This is a genomic window from Erwinia sp. B116 (assembly GCF_002865965.1).
Lineage (GTDB): Bacteria > Pseudomonadota > Gammaproteobacteria > Enterobacterales > Enterobacteriaceae > Erwinia.
Map to the genome: position 1 here is coordinate 21,621 of NZ_JRZZ01000037.1, position 18,432 is coordinate 40,052.

The 18,432-nt window shown below is 61.8% G+C and carries 16 protein-coding genes; 9 read left to right on the top strand and 7 right to left on the bottom strand.

What is annotated here, in order from left to right:
- Window positions 1–214 precede the first annotated feature (214 nt).
- The 6 genes from NV64_RS18885 (at window position 215) to NV64_RS18910 (ending at window position 6,135) form a co-directional block, all read left to right on the top strand.
- On the top strand, window positions 215–1,012 hold the full coding sequence (locus tag NV64_RS18885) for an ABC transporter ATP-binding protein (RefSeq protein WP_233209042.1): 798 nt from the start codon (window positions 215–217) through the stop codon (window positions 1,010–1,012).
- Window positions 1,009–1,815, top strand: coding sequence for an ATP-binding cassette domain-containing protein (locus NV64_RS18890; protein WP_056240243.1), 807 nt, complete (start codon window positions 1,009–1,011; stop codon window positions 1,813–1,815). The genes NV64_RS18885 and NV64_RS18890 overlap by 4 nt, the downstream gene beginning before the upstream one ends.
- Window positions 1,816–1,865: 50 nt before the next feature.
- The gene (locus NV64_RS18895; protein ID WP_101506543.1) at window positions 1,866–3,395 is read left to right on the top strand and encodes an ABC transporter substrate-binding protein; all 1,530 of its coding nucleotides are present in this window, start codon (window positions 1,866–1,868) and stop codon (window positions 3,393–3,395) included.
- 20 nt (window positions 3,396–3,415) lie between these two features.
- The gene (locus NV64_RS18900; RefSeq protein WP_056240248.1) at window positions 3,416–5,200 is read left to right on the top strand and encodes an ABC transporter permease subunit; all 1,785 of its coding nucleotides are present in this window, start codon (window positions 3,416–3,418) and stop codon (window positions 5,198–5,200) included.
- A gap of 294 nt (window positions 5,201–5,494) precedes the next feature.
- A complete protein-coding gene (locus NV64_RS18905; protein WP_056240251.1) occupies window positions 5,495–5,677 on the top strand; it encodes a type II toxin-antitoxin system HicA family toxin in 183 nt (60 codons plus the stop codon).
- Window positions 5,678–5,697: 20 nt separating this feature from the next.
- Window positions 5,698–6,135 carry a type II toxin-antitoxin system HicB family antitoxin gene (locus NV64_RS18910; protein WP_101506544.1) on the top strand — a complete coding sequence of 146 codons (438 nt, stop codon included), beginning with the start codon at window positions 5,698–5,700 and terminating at the stop codon, window positions 6,133–6,135.
- Between the two features lie 51 nt (window positions 6,136–6,186).
- Here the strand turns inward: NV64_RS18910 and NV64_RS18915 are convergent, their stop codons facing one another.
- The gene (locus tag NV64_RS18915; protein ID WP_056240257.1) at window positions 6,187–7,209 is read right to left on the bottom strand and encodes an AraC family transcriptional regulator; all 1,023 of its coding nucleotides are present in this window, start codon (window positions 7,207–7,209) and stop codon (window positions 6,187–6,189) included.
- A 62-nt stretch (window positions 7,210–7,271) separates the two neighbouring features.
- On the opposite strand from NV64_RS18915, the gene NV64_RS18920 reads away from it, so the two are divergent.
- Window positions 7,272–8,474, top strand: a complete 1,203-nt coding sequence (locus tag NV64_RS18920) for an MFS transporter (RefSeq protein WP_101506545.1) — start codon at window positions 7,272–7,274, stop codon at window positions 8,472–8,474.
- A gap of 248 nt (window positions 8,475–8,722) precedes the next feature.
- Here the strand turns inward: NV64_RS18920 and NV64_RS18925 are convergent, their stop codons facing one another.
- Both NV64_RS18925 and NV64_RS18930 read right to left on the bottom strand, forming a co-directional pair.
- Window positions 8,723–9,544 (bottom strand): DUF3142 domain-containing protein, encoded by an 822-nt coding sequence (locus NV64_RS18925; protein WP_369878913.1) that lies wholly within the window; start codon window positions 9,542–9,544, stop codon window positions 8,723–8,725.
- Window positions 9,514–11,688 carry a hypothetical protein gene (locus tag NV64_RS18930; RefSeq protein ID WP_101506546.1) on the bottom strand — a complete coding sequence of 725 codons (2,175 nt, stop codon included), beginning with the start codon at window positions 11,686–11,688 and terminating at the stop codon, window positions 9,514–9,516. Before NV64_RS18930 ends, NV64_RS18925 begins: the two co-directional genes overlap by 31 nt.
- Window positions 11,689–11,959: 271 nt before the next feature.
- Between NV64_RS18930 and NV64_RS23490 the strand changes: the two genes are divergently transcribed.
- Window positions 11,960–12,604 carry a hypothetical protein gene (locus tag NV64_RS23490; RefSeq protein WP_158239909.1) on the top strand — a complete coding sequence of 215 codons (645 nt, stop codon included), beginning with the start codon at window positions 11,960–11,962 and terminating at the stop codon, window positions 12,602–12,604.
- A gap of 4 nt (window positions 12,605–12,608) precedes the next feature.
- Here NV64_RS23490 and gspS read toward each other — a convergent pair whose 3' ends face one another.
- From gspS to NV64_RS18960, 4 genes are all read right to left on the bottom strand, one after another.
- Window positions 12,609–12,986 carry a type II secretion system pilot lipoprotein GspS gene (gspS, locus tag NV64_RS18945; protein ID WP_101506549.1) on the bottom strand — a complete coding sequence of 126 codons (378 nt, stop codon included), beginning with the start codon at window positions 12,984–12,986 and terminating at the stop codon, window positions 12,609–12,611.
- Between the two features lie 260 nt (window positions 12,987–13,246).
- Complete coding sequence (locus NV64_RS18950; RefSeq protein WP_056240270.1) at window positions 13,247–14,779, bottom strand: carbohydrate porin; 1,533 nt, start codon at window positions 14,777–14,779, stop codon at window positions 13,247–13,249.
- Between the two features lie 76 nt (window positions 14,780–14,855).
- The gene (locus tag NV64_RS18955; protein WP_101506550.1) at window positions 14,856–16,283 is read right to left on the bottom strand and encodes a glycoside hydrolase family 32 protein; all 1,428 of its coding nucleotides are present in this window, start codon (window positions 16,281–16,283) and stop codon (window positions 14,856–14,858) included.
- Window positions 16,284–16,304: 21 nt separating this feature from the next.
- On the bottom strand, window positions 16,305–17,543 hold the full coding sequence (locus NV64_RS18960; protein ID WP_056240277.1) for an MFS transporter: 1,239 nt from the start codon (window positions 17,541–17,543) through the stop codon (window positions 16,305–16,307).
- Between the two features lie 293 nt (window positions 17,544–17,836).
- Between NV64_RS18960 and NV64_RS18965 the strand changes: the two genes are divergently transcribed.
- Window positions 17,837–18,432 (top strand): LacI family DNA-binding transcriptional regulator (locus NV64_RS18965; RefSeq protein ID WP_146005519.1); only part of this gene is annotated, 596 nt, incomplete at its 3' end.

An 18,432-nucleotide genomic window follows, 5' to 3' on the forward strand; every position in this document is an offset into this window, starting at 1 on the left:
GGTGAAGCCCGCCAGCTACGGGCCTGAAATCCCAGCCTATCACCCTTTTCCAGTCGGTCAACTTTCAACCACACTTATCGATAAATTCCTATACGCTCCGGTAAAATTCAGGCAGAAAGCAGTGACGAAACATTTCTGATGAAATTATTTGCATTACTCGCGCATGAGTTGTTATGTTATTACATATCTTTTAATGCCATTGCGTTGTGCTGCCGTGACCCCGATACCTTCTGCCATTCCCCCTTTACTGCGCGTCGATAACCTTAGCCTGACCCTCGATCGGCAGAGGCTGGTCGAGGGCGTCAGTTTTCAGCTGCATCAGGGGGAGCGGGTGTGTCTGATTGGCCGCTCCGGTTCGGGTAAATCCCTTACCGCCAGGGCGATTACCGGCACCTTACCCGGCGGAATTCAGGCCGCGGGCAGCATCGAGGTTGCCGGAAAAGCGGTACTGCCGCTGCATGCCATGCAGCGCTGCGCGCAGACCCGGGTGGCGGCGGTATTTCAGGACTCGCTGACCTCGCTCAACCCGCTAATGAACATCGGCAGGCAGCTGTCGCTGATTCTGCACACCCGATGCCGGTCGGCGCTGATGCAGAGCCTGCAGCAGAGCGAACTCGATGATATTCCCGGCCTGCTCGATCGTTACCCGGCCGAACTCTCCGGCGGCCAGCGCCAGCGCATCTGCCTGGCGCTGGCGCTGCTGAGCCGCGCGCCGCTGCTGGTGGCCGATGAGCCGACCACCGCGCTGGACGTGATGACCCAGCAACGGGTTATCGGCCTGCTGCAGCGGCGACAACCGCTGACGCTGCTGTTTATCACCCACGATATCGCGCTGGCCGCGCAACTCTGCCAGCGCGGCATGGTGATGGATGGCGGGCAGATCGTCGAACGCGGCAGCATGGCGCAGCTGCTTAACGCGCCGCAGCAGCCGTTTACCCGCCAGCTGGTCAGCGCCGCACGGCGTATGAGCCAGGCATTGCCGCAGGCAGATCGGGGAGCAATGGCCGGATGAACGCCCATCTGCACAGCATACCCTGCCCCCTGCTGCAGCTGGATGCAGTGAGCTACTCGCCGCCGCACGGCGGGCTGTTCGGCTTCGAACGCCGCCACGCACCGCCGCTGTTTAGCGAGCTGTCGCTGCAGCTGCACGCCGGCGAGCGCACCGGCCTGGTCGGCGCATCCGGCTGCGGCAAAAGCACCCTGCTCCGCCTGCTGCTCGGGCTGACCGCGCCGCAACGCGGGCAGATCCGCTGCGACGGCCAGCCGCTCAATATCGCCCGTGGGTCGTCGCTACGTGAGTATCGCCGCCGGGTGCAGTACGTGCCGCAGGATCCGCTGGCCTCTCTGGCACCGGGGCAGACGGTGGCCCGGCTGCTGGCCGAACCGGTACGCCGCCTCACTGCCACGGTGGCAACACCGGCACAGCTCAGCGCCGCGCTGCAGCAGGTTGAGCTGAGCCCGCGCCTGCTGGACAAAACGGCGGCGGAGCTCTCCGGCGGCCAGGCGCAGCGGGTGGCGCTGGCACGCGCGCTGATGGTGGAACCGGACTACCTGCTGGCCGATGAACCGGTCAGCGGGCTGGATCTGGCGCTGCGCGAAAATATTAAGGCGCTGCTGCTGCAGGTCTGCGAGCAGCGGCAGATGGGCCTGCTGATGGTCACCCATGATATCTCGATGGTGTTCGGCCTCTGCCAGCGGCTGCTGGTGATGGAATTGGGGCAGATCCACGAAGACCTCGCCACCGGCGACGTGCTGCATGCGCCGCACGCCCGGCGCGCCCGGGCGCTGCTGGCGGCGGTGCCGGCGATCGGCTGACGCCGGACAACTTTCTTACCACGCTTTTTTATTATCTCAGGGATAACACCATGCTACCGCTGCAAACCTTCAAACACGCGCTGCTGCCCGCGCTTGGCCTGCTGGCCGCCAGCCTGCTGCTGAGCGGCTGCTTTAACGCCGACGACACGGCCACGCCACAGGCACAGAGCACGCGCATTAAGCTGGCGATGCTGCAGCCGCCGCGTTCCGGTCTGACGCCGCTCAGCGACGACGCCTTTAAGCTGTCGCGCTGGAGCACTGCCGAAACGCTGCTGGTGCTGGACAAGGCTGGCGATCTGCAGCCTGCGCTGGCCACCGGCTGGCAGCCGCTGGACGCGACCTCATGGCGCTTCAGCCTGCGGCCGGGCGTCAGCTTCCACGACAGCACGCCGCTGACCGCAGAGGCGGTAGTCAACGCGCTGCGCGTGGCCGCTGCCGCCGCGCCAAAGCCACGCATCCTCGACGGGGTAACGCTGAACGTGCGTGCCGACGGCGACAGCGCGGTGATCGTCTCCAGCGCGCAGCCCGATCCGCTGCTGCCGCAGCGCCTGACCAGCCCGCAGCTGGCGATTCTGTCGCCGAATGCCTATGGCGCTAACGGCGTGGTTAACCCGATCAACGCCGGCACCGGAGCCTTTGTGCTCAGGTCGCTGAACGGCACCAGCAGCGCGGTGCTCGACCGTTTCGACGGCTACTGGGGTGAGAAAGCGCAGGCCAGCGGCATCGACGTCAGCTTTGTGCCGGACGGCAGCGCCCGTGCCGCTGCGCTGCGCACAGGATCCGCCGATATCGTTGAGGCAATCCCGGTGTCGCAGGCCCCGCTGCTGAAGGCAGAATGGGTGCATGAGGTGCCGATGCCGCGCACCAATACCCTGTATCTCAACAGCCGCCACGGCGTAACCCAGGACCCGGCGATCCGCGCCGCGATCCGCGAGGCGGTTAACCGCCAGCAGCTGGTGGATAACGTCTATGAAAAACGCGCGGATATAGCCGCCGGCCTGCTGGGCCCGGCGCTGCCGTGGGCGGCCGGCCTGCGTCAGCCGGTGGCAAACCCGCAATCTGCCGTAAAGCCGCAGGGGCAGACGATTACGCTGGCGACCTTTAGCGACCGCGCCGAGCTGCCGGAAGTGGCGGTATATCTGGCGCAGCAGCTGACCGCCGCCGGCTTCACCGTAAATCAGGTGGTGCGCGAGTATTCGCAGATTGAGTCCGACGCGCTGGCCGGTAAGTTTGACGCCTTTATCCTGTCGCGCGCCACGGTGCTCGACTCCGGCGACCCGGTGGCCTACATGTACAGCGATTTTGCCTGCGCAGGTTCCTTTAACATCGCCCAGCTCTGCCAGCCGGCGATTGACCAGGCGCTGCAGCGGGCCGCGGCGATCCCGGCGGGTGCCGAACGCCGTCAGGCGATTATGCAGGCCGAAAACCTGATCCTGCGCAGCGACGCGGCGATCCCGCTGCTGCATGAGCGGGTGATCCAGGGGGAAAGCGCGGCGGTGAGTGGTGCGATCCGCGATCCGCGTGAACGCACGCTGATCGGCACACAGACCCGCGTCAGCCCTGCTGCACCGGCGCAGTAACCGACTGAAGCAGAAGCATGATGAGCGAATCCCTTTACTGCCGCCTGTGTCACGGCATCAGCCGGCGGCGGCTGCCGCGCGCCGCTGCCCTGCTGCCGCTGCTGTCACGCGCGGTCACTCTGTGTGGCGTGCTGCTGCTGACCGCCGTTCTGCCGTGGCTCTCCGGCTCTGACCCGGCGCTGGCGCTGCTGCGCGCCCGCTCCGGCGACCAGGAAGCCACCGCCGAAACGCTGCACGCCATCCGTCAGTCGCTGGGGCTGGAGCAGGGGCCGCTGGCGCTGATGCAGCGCTGGCTGACCGGGCTGCTGCACGGCGATCCGGGCGTGTCGTGGATTTCCGGCCGCCCGATCCTCGGCGGCATGCTGCAGGCGACCGGCGTGTCGCTGACGCTGATGGCGCTGGCGCTGCTGTGTGCGCTGACGGTGGCATTACTGCTCAGCGCACCGGTGCTGCGCGCCGGTTTGCAGGGCCGCATCGTCCGCAGCAGCGGCGTACTGGCGGTGCTGTTTACCGCGCTGCCGGAGTTTCTGCTGGCCTCGTTGCTGCTGATCGTCGGCGCGGTGTGGCTGGGCCTGTTTCCGCCCTACGGCTGGAACGGCCTGCGCTATGCGGTGCTTCCCGCGCTGGCGCTGGGCTTGCCCGCCGGGGGCTATCTCGGGCGGATCTTCTCTGATGCACTGACCTCCGCCTTCAGCGAGGCCTGGGTACTGGCATGGCGGGTGGCAGGCGTCAGCCGGGCGGCCATCGCGCTGGCGGTAATGAAACGGGCGCTGCCGGGCATCCTGCCGCTGGCGGCGCTGGTGGTGGTGTCGCTGACCGGTGGGGCTATCGCGGTGGAAAAGGTGTTTGCCATTCCCGGCCTGGGGCGGGCAACGCTGGGCGCGGCGATGGCGCAGGACCTGCCCACCCTGCAGTTTGGCATTCTGCTGCTGCTCAGCCTTGCCGCCGCCGCCAGCCTGACTGCGGGTGTCTTACGGCGACTGCTGGTCGGCCGCGCGCTGAGCGGCCACGGCATGCCCGCGCCGCGAGAGGAGCAGGTGCGCCGGTCATCCTCGGCCGCCTGGCTGCCGCTGCTGTGCCTGGCCCTGCTGGCGCTTCTGCTGCTGGCCGGGCTGCCGCGCGACCCGCTGAGCTCACAGTTTTTGCGCCTGCAACCGCCCGCGCTCTCCCTGCCGTTTGGCGCGGATGCGATGGGGCGCGACCTGCTGGCACGGGTGGCGCACGGTACGCTCTCAACCTGCCTGCTGGCGGTTGCCGTCTCCTTTATCTGCCTGCTGTTCGGACTGCTGGCCGGCAGTTTTCCGCGCCTGTTCAGCGGCCCGATTGAGGTAGCCAATGCCCTGCCGCCGGTGATTGCCGGCATGCTGGTGGTCGCCACCCTCGGGCCGGGTGCAGAAGGCGCGATGATTGCGGTAGCCGCGGTCAGCTGGGCACCGCTGGCCGCCCACGCTGCGGCACTGATCGAAGAGATCAATGCCCGGCCTTATATGCGTATGCTGCCGGTGATTGGCGTTGGCAGGCGGAGGGCGACCCTGTGCTATGTGTTACCGGCACTGGCCGGCCCGCTGCTGCGCCACACCATGCTGCGGGTGCCGGGCATAGCGCTGGCGCTGGCGTCGCTGGGTTTTCTCGGTTTGGGCGCAGCGCCGCCTGCCCCCGAGTGGGGACGTATTCTGGCGGAGGGAATGCCCTATATGGAGCGGGCATGGTGGGGGCTGCTGGCCCCGGCGGTGGCGCTGGCGCTGCTGGCGGTACTGGCAGTGAGCAGCGCCAGCCTGGCGACAGGAAGCGCGCGGCGACAATAGTCGGGAGGGTCGTGCCGGACGTCCTGGCGCCGGGCACAAAGGGTGCTGCCTCTCTGCCCGGCACCCGGTCATTTCTGCAGTTGCATCGCTCACACGCTTACCCTTCACTACCTGCAATAACACACCGACTTCTGAAGCGGCCGCATAAAAGCGTGATCCCGTTCGGCAGTACGTCAAAAAAACTGCGCCAGATCAATTCTGCAGGCAGCTGCAAGCATCAGCCTGATAACAGCACAAGATGCATGGCGATTGTGTGTACTCGTGTGTATTATCAGTTTGTCCTCAGGAGGAGTGATGAAGTCGAGCGATTTAATCAGGGAACTGGCGTTGGCGGGCTGCGAGATCAAACGTAATACCGGCGGCAGTCATCAGATCTGGTGGTCCCCGCTCAGCGGGAAAACCTTTCCGGTGCCGCATCCGAAGAAGGATTTACCGATCGGCACGGTCAGATCGATTAAGAAACTGGCGGGAATATAGCCCCGCGCAAGGAGGTCAGAATGTTGTTTTCCATCGGTGTGGAAACACCTGAAAATAGCGACAGCGCCTGGGGGATTATCGTCCCGGCGCTTTCCGCGTATGACTACGGCTGCGTCTCCGCGGCGGACACCCACGAGGAGATCGCCGCGATGGCGCGTGAGGCGATCCTGCTGATCGTGGAAGAGATGCTGCTGAGCGGGAATTATTCCGTCGAACAGATCGAGGATGGCGGCGTAGTGCGCTACGCGCAGGACAAAGAGTATGCTGACTACGACCGCTGGTTTGTGATTGAGGTGGATCTGTCGGCCTTTAGCGGTAAACCGCAGCGCATTAATATCAGCCTGCCCGACACTCTGCTGGGGCGCATTGACCGCCGGGTCAGCGACCAGCCCGGTGTCTACCGTGACCGCAGCCACTTTCTGGCGACAGCGGCGCGGCGCGAACTGCTGGAGCAGTAAAACGTTGAGATCGCCCCCTGGGGCGAACCCTGCACACGTTAAAGATAACGTTCACTCAGTGGCTGTATCACTGCGTCTGGCCGATCGTTGCCGCATAGCGCCGGGCGGATATCCATTGATACGCTTAAAAGCCCTGCTAAACGCTGCCTGTGAGGCATAGCCGAGGCGCAGAGCGACGGTATCAATGGAGATCTTATCGTGAATAATCCAATGGCCTGCGAGGCGCATTCGTACCTCTCTTGCATAGCGCAGGGGAGATGTGCCAATGACTGACTTAAAGCGTTCAGCAAAAACTGAACGTGACACATGCGACTGGGCGGCAAGCTCAGCAACAGACCATTCCCGGCCCGTGTCGCGATGAATGGCCAGAATAGCCCGGGCAAGTCGTGGATCACGTAACGCAGCGATAAGGCCAGCGGCGTTCTCACTGCCATTTTCGATCCATCCACGCACGATCATTGCAGCCGCCACTTCTGCAAGGCGTGCAAGAATGCCCGCGAAGCCCACGCGTCCGGAACAGATTTCAAATTTCATCGCGCCCAGAATAGGAATCAGACCCGGATAGCGCTGTTCATTTGCCTCAACCACGATGGCCTGCGGCATCAGTTTACCAAGACCCTGCATGCCACCGAGATCGAACGCCATACAGCCATAAAACAGCACCGTGCTGGGTGTCGGATGCGAACTCGGACAAGTATTGATTCCGCTGACGGCCTCGCCTAAAGGAGCAGAGCCTAACGTGTCGATAGGCTGAAATGAACGGCTGACATCCGACAGAAGCTGATGATCCTCACCCTGTGGAATGAATACCATGCTTCCGGCGTTTAGCTCGTGCAACGTACCGTCGTGTGTGCGAAGCAGAGCAGTACCCACCGCGATGTAATGAAAATAGGCGTGTCCCGGTTTGTTGCTAAAGCCGACGCCAAACTCAGGGCCCGTCTGTAAACGGCGATACTGAACACCACGCAGGCGCATTTCCAGAAGCAGTTCACCGATCAGCTCAGATGACAGGGCAAAATGTTTATTCTCATGCATATTCGGGTTTTCGGGTAAAAAATCAGGATGTGGCATCATAGATCGTCCAGTTGTTCAACTCCAGAATAGGAGCTGTTATTTTTCCCCAGGAAGAGTGTGTTATGAGAATTGAAGCAACTGAAGATCTATCCGCTGGTTTGCAGAGTATTGAACCCAAAGAATCCGCATGGATGGCCGTCATTTCACTGACGATGGGCGTGTTTGGCTTGCTGACCGCAGAATATCTTCCTGCCAGCCTGTTGACCCCCATGGCTGCCGATCTCGGTGTGACCGAAGCGCTGGCTGGTCAGGCCGTGACGGTAACGGCTGTGGTGGCCTTATTAGCTGGTCTGACCGTTCCCCGCCTGACGCATAATTACGATCGCCGAACTGTTTTGCTTGGTTTTACCGTGCTGATGATTGCCTCCAACCTGCTTGTCGCACTTTCATCCAGTCTGACCGTTCTGTTAGTCATGCGCATTTTGCTGGGCATAGCGCTGGGAGGATTCTGGAGCATGGCGGCAGCCGTCGCTATGCGGCTGGTGCCTGCGAAACGTGTCCCGCGTGCTCTCTCCATTATTTTCAGCGGTATTGCCGTCGGTACCGTAGTTTCGATCCCGCTGGGGAGCTATTTAGGTGGGCTCTATGGCTGGCGTAGCGCTTTTGTCGCTGCAACCGCAGTAGGCGTGCTTACGCTGCTCTTTCAGCTGTTTACCCTGCCTGGTATGGCTCCGCGTAAAATGATGATAACGGCATCGGTTATGGATTTACTCCGCCGCCCCGGCATTGCAATGGGCATGACGGGATGTGTGATTGCCCATACCGGTCAGTATGCGCTGTTTACCTACATTCGTCCGGCTATTGAAAATATTGCCCAACCTGATGTGGATCGCTTGTCTTTAATACTGCTTGGATTCGGCGTCGCTAATTTTATCGGTACGCTGCTGGCCGGGTGGCTGATGGAGAGAAGCCTCCGTCTTACCCTGATACTGATGCCAGCGCTGGTCGGTTTAGCGGCACTGAGCATGATTTTGCTGCCACTGGGGGAAACAGGATTGATGTTGTTCGTCGCGTTGTGGGGGATGGCATTTGGTGGCGTACCCGTTGCCTGGTCAAACTGGGTAGCGCGTTCCGTTCCCGACCAGGCTGAAACCGCTGGCGGCATGGTCGTCGCAGCAGTTCAGTCCTCAATTGCTGCTGGCGCCGCGTTGGGTGGCTTACTGTTTGGTTTCAGTGGCGTAACAGGTGTTTTCATCACTGCGGGTTGCATCATGTTAGCTGCCACGCTGGTTATCGGATTAAAGGTGCGGGTCGCGCTGACCTGAAAAAGCACCGCGGGATATCTTAATCCATTCCCGAGCCATTTGTTGTCGACTTTTCGCTCAAAACTAACCCCTGCTCTCGTTTTACCTGAGTCAGGGGTTGCTACCACCGGCTCGTCCTTAAAGCACCTGGAGTGTGAACGTTGCTGTCATTCGAACCGCCCTTTTTGGCGAGCTTGCGACAGGCTGATTAGTCTGATTATATTCGTGTTGAGATTAACGTCCGTGTCTCGCTCAAACCTGTAACAAGCTCACTGAAATTCCGGCGGATTTTCCTTTCCGGATAGATGTTCAGGGGGTGTATTAAGCATAAACACCACCGTACCGCGATACCACGGCGACGCCCTTAGCCGCTGCTCGTCCTGCTCCCGCCATTTTCCGTGCTGCACCAGTCCCAGCCGGAAGGGGATACGCAGCTGCGCCAGCGCTGGCAGATAGGCAGCATAGTTGCTGACCGTGCTACGGCCCTGGTAACTCTGCACCACCAGCTCGTCCACCGGCAGGCGGTTGAGCGTGGCAACGCGCCCCGTCTGCGCCCAGTCGAGCAGCCCGGTGACGCCGAGAGCAAACTGCGCCGGCAGCTGCGCGCGCAGCCGTTGCAGAAAGGCGGCGTAATCATCAAGACGATGCGTGGCGGCATCAAAATCCACCTGTAACCCAGCCACCTGATTACCCGCCGCCTGCCAGCGCTGCAGCAGGCGCACCAGCCGCGCCATCATTGCCGGCGGCACGTCGAGGGTGTCAAAACGCACCGTCAGCCAGATCTGCGGAAAGGTCAGGCGGCTGACCGGCAGCCCGAGCGGCTGAAAGCGCACGCCCCCCGCCCCGCTGACCACTTCCCCCTGGTGCAGGTAAACCGTCCGCGCGTTGCGCAGCGCGGGTGTCGTTTTCACCCCTGACCACAGCCAGAACGCCGGATGACCGGCAGCGTTAACCCGCTCTGCCCCGTTTACCGATACCGTTGCCGTGGTCGGTCGCGGTATCGGTGCCCCGGCTGCTGTCGTTAACACCGAAGCCGCACAGAAGGCCAGCCACAGCCCGCTTACCAGTAATATTTTAATTTTTCCGCCCACGGCGATCGCCCGTATTCCGCTTTCAGCTGGTTAAACCAGCCTTTGCGCACGCGCTTATCCACCTCGGCACCGCCGCAGTCGTTATAGCCGGAGGGGGCATAGCACATCACCGCGCGATACAGGGCGTAGCTTTTGTCCTCGGCCTCCGCCTTCGGATCGGCGACGATCTGCTGATAGTAGCGCTGGCGGTCCGGCTGCCCCGGCGGGTCTTTGCGCTGGGTGGCGCTGTTCAGCGCATCATTGCCGGGCTGGTCGCTCCACAGATCCACCTTCGCGCCGGTGGTGCGGAAGAACTCGCCCAGGCAGTTGAGCGCGTGGCCGTCCGTTGGTTTCTGGCTGAGGGCAGTGGCAATCTGCGCCAGCGGCTGACAGTAGTAGCCGCTCTCAGCCCCTGTGCCCGGCCAGTCAAAGACGCTGAGATTCACATCGGCAAAGTCTTCGCCGCTAACCGGCGGCGTGATGCCCGCCACGGCCTTTTTATCCTGCAGCCAGTCAGCGTAGTGCCCTTCGGTCAGGTCACGGGTCAGCAGCGTGTGCAGGGCAATCGTGCGCTCTTCGGCATTCGGCCCGTGCTCCGCCTGCTGGCGCAGCGTCGCCAGGGAAGCGCGGGTTTTCAGCACCTGTGAGCGGAAGCGCAGGTTGGTCACCCGGCTGTCGGCGGCAAACACCGCATCCGCCTGGTTGCTGAACACCAGAGTCGCCGCCAGCTGCGCCTGCAGATACTGCTGCTGCTCAACCTCTTTGCTCAGCGACAGCAGCGTCAGCCAGTGCTGACGGGCGGCGGGCCACTGCTGCTGCTGCATCAGCGCCTTGCCGTACAGCACCTGCTCGCTGAAGGCGAGGATATCGCTGGCGGGCAGCGTTTTAGCCGGAGTGATTGCAGCGGTCACGGCGGCGTAATCTTCCTGTGCAAACCACAGTTCGTGCTGCAGCCAGTGCCACCAGGCCCCTTTTCCTGCCTGCTCAAACAGCGGCTTCTGGCTTTCCAGCGCCTGCTGCGTCAGCACCGGTTTGCCGTCACTGCCCGGGCGAATGGCACGCAGGGATTCAATAAAGGTGACCAGCGGCGCGTCGGGAATGGCGGTAACCCGCGGCTTTTCCAGATACTGGCTGCCGAGTTTGTTGTCATATTCGAGGATCAGCTGCGTCAGCGCCGGGCCTTGCTGTGCAGCAGTCAGCACCGCTTCATAGCGCTGTGCCAGCGGCTGCGGCTCATGCTGATACCAGTAAATGCGGCGCAGCAGGTTGTTGACCGCCGTCGCGTACTGCCCGGCGGGCCATTTTTGCAGATAGCCCTGTGCGCGGGCTAAGGCGTCGGAGACCGCAGCCTGATCGATTTTGTCGGGGTCGAAATCCCCGTACTCGCCGCTGCTGTTGGCGCTGCTCTGGTTCAGCGCGGTACGGATTTGCATATAACCGGCGGTTTCCGCCAGCCACGGCTGCTCCCCGGCGGCCAGCGTCGCGAAATCCGCCGCCGCCGCCGTGTAGTCACCGAGGTAGAACTGCACCGCCGCCGCAAGGTAGTCAGCAAACTGCCGCGCGGCAGAGTTCGCCGGAAAACTCTGCGCCAGGCTGGCCAGTTCAGCACCGGTTTCCGCCTCCACGCCCTGCGCGATACCCAGCCGCGCCAGCGCCAGCTGATGCCGCTGTTCGGTGGTCAGCGTCGGTTCCGCCAGCAGCGCGGCATAAAACGCCGAGACGCTGTAGAGATTATTAGAGACCTGCCGGTCGGCCCGCTCATCCTGCTGCCCGGCTACCGCAGTAAAGGGTTCCGGGTCAAGTTGCAGCTGTGCAATCTGTGGTGCCAGCGCGGGCACCGCCGCCAGCGGATCGCCGGACTTACCGTCGCCTGCCGTCACGGCCGGCGGCAGGTCCCACTGCGGGTGCCAGTCAAAATAGTAGTCGCGGGAACGGGTCAGATCGGCCGGTGGCTGCTGCACCGGTAAGGCGATCGGCTTACCTTCACTGAGCAGGCGCAGCAGGTTATCACGGGAGTCATTGCCGCTGCTCAGATAGGGGGTGCCCTGCAGCAGGCAGCCCGGCTCACCCCACGGGCAGCTTTCAATATCTGACGAGGCGGCCGCCGGCAGGCTGGCGACGATAAGGCCGGCCAGCAGCCCGATACGGGATCGGTTATTTCGCATTGTTCTCTTCCATGTCGCGGGAACGGAGTGCCGGGAGTATAACCGCAGGTGAGTGCAGTCGCATCCACTGGCGTATGCACTCACTTTGCGCCGTGCCTTCAGCCAGGGATTCACTCTGCTGACGCATTACGCCCTGCCTTCCGCCCCCCTTCCCTCAGACTACGGAAATTTCCTACAAACGCCCGGGAAAGCTCCCATTCATGCCGCAGGATGCATTCGCTAAACTTGTCGAAATTCTGGTCATTTATATCCACCACTGAGGGCTCTGGCTGTGTTAACCCATGAACAATGTAAAGAGATCGTTGAATCCGGTCTGCTGAAATTTCAGGATGCAGCCACCCTTGATTGCCGTATCAACCAGCTAACGCTTCACGCCACCGGACAGACGCTGGCGCTGAGCGAGCCGCAAAAGCGGCTGCTGGTCTGCCTGTTTAAAAACATTACCTGTAAACGCAAGATCATCAATATCGTCTGGTACGAATACCACCAGCGTATTGGCGACAATAACTACCACCAGCTGGTGTTCCAGCTGCGCACCCTGTTCAAACAGCACCGGCTGCCCGCTCAGCTGGTGCTGACCGTACCCTATTACGGAGTGAGGATTAATGAGCCACTGCTGCTGGGCCTGCAGACAACCGCCGCAGAAGATAAGGCTGAACCGGTGCCCGCCGCGGCATTGCCCGACGCAGAAGAACCTTCGCCAGCGCTGCTCCCCCTTCGCGCTTCGACTGCTTCGACCGTTTCGACCGTTTCGACCGTTTCGACTGCTTCGACCGTTCCGACTGCTTCGGCCGCTTCGGCTGCTTCACAGGAAGCCTACGCCCGACCGGCGCATAGCACCCGTCCATCGTGGTTAGCGCGCCTGAAAAATAGCGGACTTTCCTGCTTCAGCCTCTGTCTGCTGATGGTGGTGTAAATGATTACCGGGCTGACGCCTGAGCAATAAAGCGCGCGGTGCTGCGGTTCAGCGTGGCACATTTCTCATTTTCCGGCGTGTTGTCCTGCAGCAGTGCCTGGAAGCGCGTCTCGGTCTGCGCCGGCAGTTGCTGATAATCGGCTACCCGCGTGTTCCAGCCGCGCTGCTCTGCGGTCTCCAGCGCTGTGCGCTGCAGTTTATCCTGACCGGGGATATCGGTGCGTGCACAGTGTTCACGCAGAAACTGCGTACCGGCCAGCAGTGCAGACAGCTGATCCAGCTGGGTCGCCACCGGTGGCTGAGGTATTTTCGCTGTGTGCTGACAACCGGTCAGCAGGGTCAGGGTAAGTGCGGCAAAGGTAAGATAAAGCGAGCGTTGCATTAGCAGGGCACCAGAGACAGGGTTAAAAGAAGCGCACAGGGTAGGTGAGCACTCTTTCGCCGACAAGGAAGAACCGCGGAATTAAGGATGTTTAAGCCATTCCGCTTATGCTTTACCCATTTTCTGGCGCGAATGCCCGCCGATAAGGAACATCAGGGTCGGATACCCGCATGAATCCTGGCTCCGTTACCCGGCCCTGTACGTAGAGAGCGACAGTTTGTCCCTGGCGAGTCGCAGAACTGACCCGCCAGGGCTAAACCCTAGAAGAAATACTTAAAGCGCACGCGCATGCCGTAACGATCCTTGTCGTTCTGCTCAGCCGGTTTATTGTCGATATTAATCCGCGACCAGTAAGCGCCAAGGTAAACGTTAAAGTTCTCCATATCCATTACGTTGCGGAAGCGGTATGAGCTGTGGAGGGTGTGCAGGCTGTATTTGCCCATGATCGCCGCTTCCCCGCTGGCGTTATCGCTGTCGCCGTAGTTAAAGGCTTTAATATCGTTATGGGCGTAGATATAGCCCAGTTCAATATCGCGCCACAGGGCGTTGATGCCGGCGCTGAAGTCCTGCTCCTGTTCGGCGTCCAGGTATGCGGTGCTCAGGTTAACCACCGTGCCGTTCTGCGGATCGTTACGCTGGCCGTTCCACGAGAAGGTGGCACCGTAACCGGTACGCTTCGACTGATCGTGGAAGCGTCCGCTGGCGTCATAGTAGCCGTAAGCATTGCTGACCACGTTGCTCTCCATCGCCAGCGCGGCGGTAAAGGCGTCAACCGTCAGCGCCGCCACCGGACGCAGATAAACCACGTTCTTTTTATTCTCCAGCCCGTAGCCGTGGTACTGGTCATCGTTGAACAGGGTGGTGCCGTCTTTCGCCAGCGCGTTCAGTTCGAAATAGAGCGGGCCGCTGGTTTTACTCAGCTGCAGCGCGCCGCCGGAGCTGCTGCGCCCGCGCCCTTCTTTCATCATATAAATGTAGCCGTAACCGTCGTCATACAGGTCGTTGGCGGTATTACCGGAGTACTCAACGAAGGTGTCCTGGTTGAGCGGGAACATATCGAAGGCTTCATAGCGGCCGACTTTGGCTTTCCAGTTATTCTCCTGGCCGAAGAAGAACACCGCATCATCCAGCCCCATGCCGCCGGAGACGTTGGCCAGCGGCTGCACGCTGAAGCCGGAGAAACGGTCATCCGTACCGCGGCGGTAGCCGTCCAGCCCGATCAGCAGCCGTCCGTTGACGTCCCAGCGCTCCTGGCTGCCCAGCGCAACGCTTTTGCCGTCGCTGCCCTTCATGGCGGTCAGGCTGCCGGAGCGGCTGGCGGCGTCAACGTTAAACTCCACGTCACCGTACAGCTTGAGATCGGTATTTCCATTGAGGGTTAGCGTTAGCGGTTTTTTAATTTCACCGACCGCGCCGGTGTTATTTCCCCCGGCCGCCGTGGCGGTATTTGTCACTGCTGCGGGGGTATTTTCTGCTGCGCTTAGCGGGGCAACGTTCGCCGCTAGCGCAGGGGTATTTTCTGCGGAAAACGCGGGGGAAGGTTTACCCTGTGGCCCGGCGTGGGTTGGCACAGCCTGAGGAGAGGCCTGGCCCGCTAAGGCGACAGCGCCCTGTTCTGGCGGCATTTTTTTCAACGCCCTGATTTCCGACTCCGCGTTATCCGCCCGCCGTTCGGCGGCCAGCAGCCGCTGCTCAAGCAGCGCAAAACGCTGTTCGGTGGTCAACGTGGATTGTGCATATAAAGAGGCAGGTAACAGACCGGCGCACAGCATGATTCCGATGCGTTTCTTCATGGAATAAACCTTTTATTATTTTAGCCACAGAGGAGAGAAATGCCCGCCTGCCGTCAGGCCGCGGGCAAGGTTGTTTTTATTTTAAAGACCAGCTGCCAGAGTCAGTTAAGGTGGCGCTGCCGGACCAGGCAAAGACTTTAAGCTGACGCTGTTCGGGATAGATGCGGCTGCTGAGGCAGGCCTCACCGTCGTTGACGAACACCTCCACCGACGAGCGGTCAAAGAACACCCGCAGCACAAGTTCACCCGCGTCACCCAGCGGCACGCTGCGCTGGCCGCACAGACCATGCTGAGGATAGTGGCGCTCCAGCACCAGCCGCTGCGCCTGGGCGTCAACGTACAGGCGCATCCCCTCGCCCAGCGCGATACCGTACTGTTCGGCGCTGCTGGCTGTACGATCCCACTGCAACAGCACTTCGGCGCTTTCACAGTGGTCCATCACCGGCTGCTGCTGGTTGTTCAGCGTGTTCACCCCCCAGCCCTGCCACTGCTGGCGCATGGCTTCCACCTCGCCTGCCGGGCGCATCTGCACCCGGTTATCCGCCGTCAGGCTCAGCTCGCGCGGCAGCGACAGCATTCCCGCCCAGCCGTCCTGCTGCTCCGGCATCGGCGATTCCCACATTGCCAGCCAGCCGATGACGATGCGGCGGCCGTCCGGCGTGAGGAAACTCTGCGGCGCGTAGAAGTCATGGCCGCGATCCAGCTCCTGAAACGCCCCCTGCTGCGCAAACGGCTCGCCCGGTAGCCAGTGGCCCACCAGGCAGCCGCTCTGGTAGAGATTGCGCCTGGCATAACCGTCGGCCGCCATCCCCTGCGGCGAGAACATCAGCATCTGCTTATCGTTCAGGGTAAAGAAGTCCGGGCACTCCCACATAAAGCCCTGCCCCTCTCCGGCCACCGCCAGCACGCCTGCGTCCTGCCACTCCCGCAGATCCGCAGAGCGGTAGAGCCGTACCTGACCAATGTCGCCATCGCGTGCGCCAACCACCATCCACCACGCCCCGTCCTGCCGCCACACCTTCGGGTCACGGAAGTGGTGCATCCCTGCTGGCGTGTCCAGCACCTGCCCCTGGCGGCTGAAGTGCACGCCGTCGCGGCTGGTCGCCAGGCACTGCACCTGGTAGAGGTTATCCTCGCTGGACGCATCGCCGTGGAACTTATGCCCGGTATAGATCAGCGCCAGCTCATCGCCGTTGACCACCGCCGACCCGGAGAAGCAGCCGTCCTTATCCTCCGGCCCCTCTGGCGCCAGCGCCACCGGCAGGTGTTCCCAGTGCAGCAGATCGCGGCTGCGCGCGTGGCCCCAGTGCATCGGCCCCCACTGTACCGAGTACGGGTGGTGCTGATAAAAGGCGTGATACCAGCCGTCGAACCACACCAGCCCGTTCGGGTCATTCATCCAGCCCGCGCGGGCCGCCAGGTGGTAGTGCGGGTACCAGCGTGGGTTCAGATCCTGACTTTTCTCGCCGAGGGCCCGTTCGGCCTGTTCCAGTAATAACGTCATAGTTTTCTACTCTTTTGGCTTTCAAACGACAGAGGGCTGCGCCGGCAGCGCCTCTGAGGACGGCTTGTTGCCGCGTAAAAGGAAAATGGAGATAAAGGTGGTGCAGAACACCAGCAGCCCCATCACCAGATAGGAGGGGGCGAAGCCGAAGCGCTCGTAGCTGTAGCCTGCCAGCGGCGACAGCACCGAGGCGATCACCGAGCTGGTGCAGGCAAAGCCCACCAGATACAGCGTGGAAGAGAGGCGTTTGTCGAAGTTAAGGCTGTTGTATTTGAAAATCGCCACCAGCAGCACCGGCAGCTCCAGCGCGTGCAGCAGTTTGGTTACCGAGATCAGCACCGGCCCTTCCACCAGCCCGGAGGCGATCATGCGCAGCGCCATCACCATGCCGGCAAAGATCAGGCCGTTTTTGGCGCCGATGCGGTTGACCAGCCACGGGGCGCAGAACATGCCCGCCGCTTCCAGAAAGACCTGGAATGAGTTGAGGTAGCCGTACATGGCGTTGCCTTCGCGCAGGGTGGCAAACTGCGAGGCAAAATAGACCGGGAACTGCTGGTCGTAGACGCCGTAGATGCAGGTGCCGATCACGAACAGCACCAGCGCCCAGAAACGCGGCAGGGTCAGCAGCTGTAGCGCGTCCTGCAGCGTGACCGGTCGTGCGCCCAGCTCCACCTTCTCCAGGCTGGCCGGCGTATTCACCCGCAGCTGCGCCAGCAGGATGAAGAACACCAGCCCGGCGCACGAGGCTACGAGGAAGTTAAGGTGCGGGTTGAGGTTAAACAGCAGCCCGGCAAAGAAGGTGGCGGCCGCCCAGCCCAGCGAGCCCCACATGCGCGCTTTACCAAACTCGAAGGTGCTCTGACGCGAGACGCGTTCGGTGTAGGATTCCAGCACGCCAATGCCGCCGTTAAAGGTCAGGCCGATAAACAGGCCGCCGAACACGCTGCCGAGCAGGATGTTAATTTTCAGCAGGGTGCCGAACAGCAAAAATGCCGGGCCGGAGAGGATCAGCAGCGCGGTCATCCACCACAGGATATGCTTGCGCAGGCCCAGCTTGTCCTGGATAAAGCCGTAACACACCTGAGCGCAGAGCGCGGTTACCGACAGCACGGAGTAAATAATGCCGGTTTCGCTGGCGCGCAGCCCCACCTCCTGGTGCAGCCAGATCGACAGCAGCGAGCTGGACGAAGACCAGCTGACAAAAAAGAAGAACAGTAATGCACTTAACAGCGGGTAGCTGCGGGAATGATGTTTTTTCATCGTGGCACACTCACAGGGATAGTGGGCGCAATGGTAACGTTAACAAAACAGTTCCCACATCTGCTTTCAGCGCGATAGTTGATGTTAATCACAAGAGTTAACGTTAACATTATACAAATGAGAGCCCGATCAACTTTTGTCAGGCACCAGCACGGCTAAGAGGATCCCTCGGGGCGATGGTACGCTGCCGCGCACAAAACAGGCCCGCGAGCTTTGGCATCCCCGCTCACGTGGGGTAATCTTGAACCAACTGACCGACAGGTCGGACATTTACCCAGACAGGACAACGCGTTATGTCATCGCTAAAAGAAGTTGCCCAACTGGCCAACGTGTCGCTGATGACCGTTTCCCGGGCGCTGAACAGCCCGCAGCGGCTGAAACCCGAGACGCTGGCCCGCGTTCAGGCCGCAATTAACGAACTGAACTACGTGCCGGACCTGTCGGCGAAGAAGATCCGCGGCGCGCGCAGCACCGCCAACACCATCGGCGTGCTGGCGCTGGATACGGTGACCACGCCGTTCTCGGTGGAGATGACCCTGTCGATTGAAGAGACCGCCCGCGCCCACGGCTGGAACAGCTTTGTGATTAATATGTTTTCCGACGACAGCCCGGAGACCATGGTCGATCTGCTGCTGTCGCACCGCCCCGCCGGCATTATTTACACCACCATGGGGCTGCGCCGGGTGCCGGTGCCGCCGCGGCTGCTGACCCTGCCCTGCGTGCTGGCCAACTGCGAGAGCCTGAATGATGCGGTAGCCAGCTATATTCCTGACGACGAGCAGGGCCAGCATCAGGGGGTGAAAGCCCTGCTGGCGGCGGGTTACCGGCGGCCGCTGTGCCTGCACCTGCCGTCCGGCCAGCCGGCGCCGCCGCGCCGCCGCCGCGGGCT

Excerpts from the sequence above, each read along its gene's own strand:
- NV64_RS18890 (WP_056240243.1), top strand. The coding sequence starts at position 1,009 with ATGAACGCCCATCTGCACAGCATACCCTGCCCCCTGCTGCAGCTGGAT.
- NV64_RS18895 (WP_101506543.1), top strand. The coding sequence starts at position 1,866 with ATGCTACCGCTGCAAACCTTCAAACACGCGCTGCTGCCCGCGCTTGGC.
- NV64_RS18900 (WP_056240248.1), top strand. The coding sequence starts at position 3,416 with ATGAGCGAATCCCTTTACTGCCGCCTGTGTCACGGCATCAGCCGGCGG.
- NV64_RS18905 (WP_056240251.1), top strand. The coding sequence starts at position 5,495 with ATGAAGTCGAGCGATTTAATCAGGGAACTGGCGTTGGCGGGCTGCGAG.
- NV64_RS18910 (WP_101506544.1), top strand. The coding sequence starts at position 5,698 with ATGTTGTTTTCCATCGGTGTGGAAACACCTGAAAATAGCGACAGCGCC.
- NV64_RS18915 (WP_056240257.1), bottom strand. The coding sequence starts at position 7,209 with ATGATGCCACATCCTGATTTTTTACCCGAAAACCCGAATATGCATGAG.
- NV64_RS18920 (WP_101506545.1), top strand. The coding sequence starts at position 7,272 with ATGAGAATTGAAGCAACTGAAGATCTATCCGCTGGTTTGCAGAGTATT.
- NV64_RS18930 (WP_101506546.1), bottom strand. The coding sequence starts at position 11,688 with ATGCGAAATAACCGATCCCGTATCGGGCTGCTGGCCGGCCTTATCGTC.
- gspS (WP_101506549.1), bottom strand. The coding sequence starts at position 12,986 with ATGCAACGCTCGCTTTATCTTACCTTTGCCGCACTTACCCTGACCCTG.
- NV64_RS18950 (WP_056240270.1), bottom strand. The coding sequence starts at position 14,779 with ATGAAGAAACGCATCGGAATCATGCTGTGCGCCGGTCTGTTACCTGCC.
- NV64_RS18955 (WP_101506550.1), bottom strand. The coding sequence starts at position 16,283 with ATGACGTTATTACTGGAACAGGCCGAACGGGCCCTCGGCGAGAAAAGT.
- NV64_RS18960 (WP_056240277.1), bottom strand. The coding sequence starts at position 17,543 with ATGAAAAAACATCATTCCCGCAGCTACCCGCTGTTAAGTGCATTACTG.